Genomic DNA, 7080 nt, shown 5'->3' with positions numbered 1-7080 from the left:
CGCCTTTTTCTTTGGTGACTTTCTTTTTGGCGCCGCCAAAAAGAAAGTTACGCGCCCGCGGGGGCGCACACCCCGCTTAACCACAATAAAACCAAAATACGAGAAACAAACAAGCAACAAACAAGCAACAAGCACAGACAGCAAACCAGCAAAAATCCATCATCCAGCCGGAATACAGCCCAGCGGCCGGCCATTCCCCCCGAATCCAGTCAGGCCCCCGCCAACCCCGCAAGCACCACCGATCCGGGGCGATCAAGCCATCCGCCCCAATCAAGCCGTCAATCCACCAATTACCCGATCAGGTACTGTTCCCGATCCTTGCCAGCAATCCACCGCGGCGGCTTGCCCCGACCAGTCCAGGTATCCCCAGTCGCCGGATTCCGATATTTCGGCTTGACGCTGCCCGTAGCACCAGTCTTGCGCGACTTCTTCGATGGCGACAGATCGTCGATCGAAATGCCGAAATCGCTCATGGTTTGCTTGATGTCGTCAATCGCCTTCTGAATCTCGGACTGTCTTTGCTTTTCGGCCTTGGCTTGCAGGTCCTTGATTTCAGCTTGCATTTCCTTGTAGCTCTTCATAGATTCTCTCCTGTGAAATTAAAAATTACAGCACAACCAGTCACTGAACATTGATAAAAATGAAATGGCCTCGAATAAATCTGCGTACAGCTTTTAACAGATTTTCGTAAATTTAAAAATAGCGGTTAGTACGAATAGCGCCAATCAACGACAAAAATTGATATGCATACGGTCACCGCCCAGATAGTCAAATTAATAACAAAATGCAAGAGACTTATTAGATGGGCAGATGCAGAATTACACGAACTCTGCCAATGTCCCCGCATCATGCCACACACGGCAAGGCCTGAATGCGAAAGATGCAATTTGTAGGAATTGAGTGCGATGCGGAAGATGCGTTTGCTGATAAGCGATCGGCGCAATCCGCCAACCGGCTAATCCGAATGGCGCTACGAGCTCGGGAAACCAGTAAAACTAGCGAAACCGTTCAAGCAGCGCGGGTTGATCCACCCGGCCATCGAACCGCTGCTGCACGCGGGACAGATAAAGCGCCCGGTCCTCCCGGCTGACCGGCTTGCCGTCTTTTTCCCAATCGATTTCGACCAGTACGCTTTCGGGCGTATATACCAGGCCTTGCTGCTGCAAAGCCAGTACCGTCAATTCAACGTCGGCGTAATGCCGGCCATAGCCAGGAAAAAAGAAATCCCCGCCATAGAGTTTCTCCGCCCATTCCCGACGGGCCAGGCCAAACGACGCCAGCCGGCCATGCCATTTACCGTCATTGAATGAGGCCAGCACGCCCTTCTTGTGCTCCAGCCCGGCCAAGGCAATCGACAACCATTGGCGGCCAGGAAAAGCATCCTGCGCGACATAACAGAACCAGGGGCTAACGCTGGATTGAAAAACCGCATTGACCAGGGCAACAAAACCGGCGCGCCCGGCAGCCGCGGCCACATCTGCGGCTACGTTGCCGTCGGCAGCAATTGGCAAGGGTGAGGACGTTGACGGTGCAGCGGGTGCGGCGGGCGCAGCGGCTGGCGGCGACGATGCCAGCGCCGCAGGCGGCGCATGCAAGCCTTCGTCATACACGCCCAGCAACAGTCCGTCAGTGCCGGAGCGGCGCGCCATCAACTGTGCCGTGCGGCGCGCCTCTGCCGGCTTGGTGAATGGCATGACGACCAGTACGCCATCGGTTTCCCAGCGCTTTTCCCGCAAGGATCTGGATGAGACGAACTCGACATGCATGACGTTCAGCCGAACTTGATGTCGGGCGGCGTCACGGCGCGCAGGTATTTCTGGCACCACGCCTTGCCATTGGTCTGCGACAGATAGAGATTGCGGTAATTGACCCAGCACGCAGCCAGCCAGGGCGATTTGGTGCGGTGGGCGACGTCTTTCATTTCGCGCAGCAGTTTCAGGTGCACGTTCATTTCGCGTTCCCGCTCCGGCAAGGCAATCTTGAATGCTTTCAAGCCACGGCCCTCGGTTTTCAGGAATACCGGGAACAAGCGCTCGACAATGAATGGCACATAGGTCGCACCGCGATGGATGCCACGGTCGTCCGCCATCTCCGAATGCAACAGATTGCGCGCCTCCGGCGACAGTTTCTTGTCGGCTAGCGTCAGTACCTTGCGCACGAACACCAGGTACTTGCTCCAGAACGCCGGCGACGCAATGAAGTAATTTGCCGAGGAATACGATGCCGATGTCGCAATATTGCTGAGCTCTTCCTCTGGCAAGCCCACTGCCTGGAACAGCGCCCGCGACAGGGCCAGGAAGCGCGGATGGGTGGTCTCGCCCTGGGTCCACATATTGTGGAACAGTGCCTCGTTTTGCGGATGCGGATTGCAGTAATACACATCCATGCCCGGATTGGCCTGCAGCGCGGCGATCAGGTCCTGCCCGCTCATGCCGGTCTTTTCGGCAAAACGCCACGACAGCGCACCCCACAGCGTGGCGCCTTTTACATGCTCTGAACGCGCCAGGCGCTCGAATACGTCGAATTCCATGGACTCGGCTTTGACGCCGGCATTATTGAGCGCGGCGAAAGCCGGATCGAGCAAATCCTTTTGCCAGGCTTCGAAATAAATCTGGAAAATCCGGATCGGCGAACGCAGCGAACTTGCCGGACGCGCAGCAAGGTTCTTTTCCAGCGCGCTGCTGCCGGTAGGCGGCACGGCCGATGGCGGGATGTCGGTGGCTGGTAATGCCGCTGCCGTGGCACCTGCCTTTTTGCGGGCCGACTTTGGCTTTGCAGTGACTGCCGCTGGCGTCGATGCGGGCTTTGCCGCCGGCACGGGCGCGGCGGCGCTGCTCTTTTTGGCTGCCGGTTTGGCTGTTGGCTTGACTGCTGGCGTGGCTTTCGTTTTGGCCGCTGGCTTGACTGCGGCTTTTTCGACCGGATCGGCAACGGCCTTGGAGACTGGCTTTGCAGCGGCCGGCTTTGTTGCATCTGGCTTGGTCGCGGACTTTAGTGTTGGCTTCGTAGCCGGCTTTGCAGCTGGTTTGGTACTCTGCTTGCCTACGGCCTTGACCAACGGCTTCATGGGCATTTTGGCGGCGGGTGAAGAAGTCGCTTTAACCGCCGCAACCGCCTTCTTGACCGCTGGCGGCGCTTCCGGCACTGCCGTCATGGGCGCTTTTGCGCTTTGCTTTGCAGCCCTGGAAGGCGGCTTTGAGATGGCGATGACATTGGAAGGCGGCTGCGATTTCTTACTCATGAAAGACCCGGAAAGTAAATGATTATCAGTGGTCGATCATAACCGATTGCGCCATAGGAATATAGCAACTGATTGCTGGGCGCGAAGGATAAAAAACCAGTGCGGCGTCGCGTCGCAATATTCCCCTTCTGTTCGTTGTTTACTCAAAAACCTCCGCATCCCGCAACAATGATCCCACCTGGTCCTTCGCCGACAACACCGGCCCGCCCACATCGGGCCAGGTAATACCAATCCCCGGGTCGTTCCAAATAATGCTGCGCTCGTGCTCCGGCGCCCAGTAATCGGTGGTCTTGTACAGCACCTCGGCAAATTCCGACACCACGACAAAGCCGTGCGCAAAGCCGGCCGGCACCCAGATCTGGCGCTGGTTGTCGCTGGACAGGGTTTCACCGACCCATTTGCCAAAGGTCGGTGAATTGCGCCGGATGTCGACGGCGACGTCGAATATCTCGCCCGCCACCACGCGCACCAGTTTGCCCTGCGGCTGCCGGATCTGGTAATGCAGGCCGCGCAGCACACCGCGCACCGAACGGGAATGGTTGTCCTGCACGAAAGGCGTCGACACACCCGTCAGTTCGGCAAATTTGCGGGCGTTAAAACTTTCATAGAAAAATCCGCGCGCATCGCCAAACACCTTGGGCTGGATGACTTTGACTTCCGGTATCGCTGTGGGAAATGCTTGCACGCTCAATACACCTTTGAATCGAGGATGTTGATCAGGTATTGCCCATAGGCGTTCTTGCGCAAGGGTTCGGCCAGCCGGGCCAGTTGGGCTGCATCGATATAGCCCTTGCGGTAAGCAATCTCTTCCGGGCACGCCACTTTCAAACCCTGGCGTTTTTCAATGGTGGCGATGTATTGCGAGGCTTCGAGCAGGGATTCATGCGTGCCGGTGTCCAGCCAGGCCATGCCGCGCCCCATGACTTCCACGTCGAGCTGGCCCTTGGCCAGGTAGGCGCGATTGACGTCGGTGATTTCCAGTTCGCCACGGGCAGAGGGTTTCACCGATGCGGCAATGTCGCACACTTGCGCATCGTAGAAATACAGGCCGGTGACGGCGTAGTTGGACTTTGGGGTGGCCGGCTTTTCTTCGATGCTGATGGCGTGGCGGGCGTCGTCGAATTCAACCACGCCATAACGCTCGGGGTCATGCACGTGATAGGCGAACACCCGCGCGCCGTGCTCTTGTTCACCCGCGCTGCGCAGCTGCGTGTCGAGGTCGTGACCATAAAAAATATTGTCACCCAGGATCAGGCAGGATGGTTGGGCGCGCACGAATTCGCGGCCAATGATAAACGCCTGCGCCAGGCCATCTGGCGACGGTTGCTCGGCATATTGCAAATTGATGCCCCACTGGTTGCCGTCACCCAGCAAGCGATGATAGAAGGGCAAGTCATGCGGCGTAGAGATAAGTAGGATGTCGCGCATGCCCGCCAGCATCAGCGTGGTCAGCGGGTAATAAATCATCGGCTTGTCGTACACCGGCAGTAGCTGCTTGGAGACCGACATCGTGACCGGGTGCAGTCGTGTGCCTGAACCGCCTGCGAGGATAATTCCACGGCGTGGAGTGGCGGGTGTTTGTTGCTTTAGCGATTGCGCTAATTGCATCTTGAAGTCCTTTTCGTTTAGACCGGGCCACACGCGGCCGCGCCCCACTTTCCTATTTGCTTCCTTGCTTCCTTGCTTCCTTGTTTCCTGCTTGTTGCTTCCCTGCCGCGCTATTCCCCGCCGGGATCAGCCTGCATGCTGGCATCGTCAATCATGGCGTCGCGCACTGCCTGGGTAATCTGTTCCCAGAGGCCGGAGCGCTCGGTAATCATCGGAAACGTGTTCTTCAATTTACCGGACACGCGGTAATCGTTCTGGATCAGGGATTGAATTATACGGTCCAAGTTGGTATTTGGAATCTCCACCACATCCTTGATTGCAGCGCGCGCTGAATCATGCCGGCGCAAAAGCTTGGCTTCGCTGCGCATTTCTACCCGCACAGTTTCTTCGATTACATCGGCCAAATATTCTGCATGACTGGTCAGGTCAGGGAAGCGCCAACTGTGCAGCGCATCCTGGTATTGGCTGAATTCCAGGTCCGAGAGCACACCATCGTCATACATCACGCGATCGCCAAAGCGATAGGCACTGGCATAACGATGCATGAAGGGCCTGGAAAACTGCTCCAGCACACGATCATAGCCAGCACGCGCGGCAGCGCTTTCCGTAATGGTGGCGGATATCGGAAGGATCAGCGGCAAGGCGATCGCCTGGTCGCGCCGCAAAACATCGTTCACCAGGAAACGGGAAATCCGCCCGTTGCCATCAGCCAATGGGTGGATATACACAAAACCGAACGATAGCGCAGCTGCGCGGACAATCGGCGAACGGCCCCGCGTGCAACGCTCAAAAGCAGCAAGACCGCCGAGCAGCGACGCCACGTCAGCAGCTTGCGGCGCTATGTAATGCACCACATGGGCAAACCGTACCACCGACCCCACGAACACAGGGGACTGTCGCAAGCCAAAGCGTATCGCAGCATCACCCAGGATTTCGGACTGCAAGGTAGCAAGCGCATCCGGATCAAGCGGGCTGTCGTAAAAGCCGCAGCGCTCTGCCATGACCGCGGCAAAACGCTGGATGCGATCTTTCTGGCTTTCCGCGTGCTCGATGGCGAAACTGGAGCGGCTCTCTTTCAGGGTCAGCCAGACTGCGCTTCGCATGAGCAAGTCTTCGCCAAATTCGGCCTGCAGCGCCGCCATCTGCCCGGCGCAATCGTAGCGCTCTGCCTGTTTAACCCGCTCGGTGCGAAACACCGTCGGGCAATATGCCGGCGTGCCGGGCAAATTGTTGCGGACCCGCCACCGACGGTTGAGTTCTGGCTGTGTGCTGGTCAGGTAACGCTCATCGTCGATGACGTTGACGTAATTACCTCGGGCAATTGCGTCGCCATGGTCGAGTTCGTTTCCAGTGATCCACTCATACAGAAAACAAGTACGGCGGGCATATTCCCCGGTCGGTTCGGCAGCAATCCAGGCCAGCAACTCTGCCGGGTCGAGCACCGCAAAAAGCCGGGACAGCAATTCCAGCGCCACGCCTTCGTGCTTGAGCGCAAACGTCAGGTGGCCGCGCACGCCATTGGGCGATGCGTTTTGGGTGAGCACCTCGGTAACGTAACCGTTCTCTACAGTCGTATGCCGGCGCATGCCGGCCCGGCTGGTGACTCGCAAGCGTTGCACCAAGGCCAAGTTGAAGTGATCAACAAGCCACCCGTAGCCGAGCAAATCTGTCATTTTTTAATTATGCGCTCAAACTTTTAATTACAAAACCGCCTTTTCGTCAAAAAGTTATTACGAAACAGGGATATTTGCAAGTTTTACATGCAGCGCATCACGCTTGAACGCGACCGCCCGCTACCCTGCCCCATGCCGCTCACAGAACAATTCGCCGACCCGCGTCTTCACACCCACCCCCAGCGCCCGCGCTTCACGCGCTGTCAGTCCGCCACTGTACGGAAAGGTGTCGATCATGACCTTGTGCTGGCTGATCACTTCCAGCGCTTCCTGGTGCGAACGCGGGCAAATATATTCCACCGACGCCGGATCGAGCACGGTTTCAATCCGTTCCCGCACGCGGGCGTATCTGTACTGCCGGTGCACGAAGCATTTCTTGCCCGGCAGCGCAGCCAGCAACTGCAGGAAGTCGCGCGAGACCTTGGCCGGGTTGGCGAAGATCAGCGGCACATTGCTCTTGCGTGCGGCGGCCCGCGGCATGTAGGGCGGCGGCGTGTAGGTGGCGTAGCCGCCTGGCACATTGATCAGCGGCTCGGTGTACAGGGGCTGCAGGTAGGT

General features: G+C 57.7%; 8 protein-coding genes. 1 reads left to right on the top strand and 7 read right to left on the bottom strand.

What is annotated here, in order from left to right:
• Positions 1-290 precede the first annotated feature (290 nt).
• From Q7T64_RS08740 to Q7T64_RS08730, 3 genes are all read right to left on the bottom strand, one after another.
• A complete protein-coding gene (locus Q7T64_RS08740; RefSeq protein ID WP_304794464.1) occupies positions 291-581 on the bottom strand; it encodes an H-NS histone family protein in 291 nt (96 codons plus the stop codon).
• Between the two features lie 414 nt (positions 582-995).
• Positions 996-1766: a hypothetical protein gene (locus Q7T64_RS08735; protein WP_304794461.1), complete on the bottom strand. Its 771-nt coding sequence runs from the start codon at positions 1764-1766 to the stop codon at positions 996-998.
• A gap of 5 nt (positions 1767-1771) precedes the next feature.
• Entirely contained in the window at positions 1772-2698 is a 927-nt protein-coding gene (locus Q7T64_RS08730) for a hypothetical protein (RefSeq protein WP_304794458.1), read from the bottom strand.
• 19 nt (positions 2699-2717) lie between these two features.
• Here Q7T64_RS08730 and Q7T64_RS08725 point away from each other — a divergent pair, with 19 nt between their 5' ends.
• Positions 2718-3263, top strand: a complete 546-nt coding sequence (locus Q7T64_RS08725; RefSeq protein ID WP_304794455.1) for a hypothetical protein — start codon at positions 2718-2720, stop codon at positions 3261-3263.
• Between the two features lie 117 nt (positions 3264-3380).
• On the opposite strand, the gene rfbC is transcribed toward Q7T64_RS08725, so the two are convergent.
• The 4 genes from rfbC to Q7T64_RS08705 form a co-directional block, all read right to left on the bottom strand.
• A complete protein-coding gene (rfbC, locus tag Q7T64_RS08720; RefSeq protein ID WP_304794452.1) occupies positions 3381-3932 on the bottom strand; it encodes a dTDP-4-dehydrorhamnose 3,5-epimerase in 552 nt (183 codons plus the stop codon).
• Positions 3929-4849: a glucose-1-phosphate thymidylyltransferase RfbA gene (rfbA, locus tag Q7T64_RS08715; RefSeq protein WP_304794449.1), complete on the bottom strand. Its 921-nt coding sequence runs from the start codon at positions 4847-4849 to the stop codon at positions 3929-3931. Before rfbA ends, rfbC begins: the two co-directional genes overlap by 4 nt.
• Before the next feature lie 110 nt (positions 4850-4959).
• Complete coding sequence (locus tag Q7T64_RS08710; RefSeq protein WP_304794447.1) at positions 4960-6468, bottom strand: Fic family protein; 1509 nt, start codon at positions 6466-6468, stop codon at positions 4960-4962.
• A gap of 174 nt (positions 6469-6642) precedes the next feature.
• On the bottom strand, positions 6643-7080 hold a 438-nt coding region (locus tag Q7T64_RS08705; RefSeq protein ID WP_304794444.1), incomplete at its 5' end, for a hypothetical protein.

Source organism: Lacisediminimonas sp. (genome assembly GCF_030645335.1).
In the GTDB taxonomy this organism is placed as follows: Bacteria; Pseudomonadota; Gammaproteobacteria; order Burkholderiales; family Burkholderiaceae_D; genus Lacisediminimonas.
The sequence above is the reverse complement of the archived record's forward strand: the minus strand, read 5'-3'. Positions and strand labels throughout refer to the sequence as shown.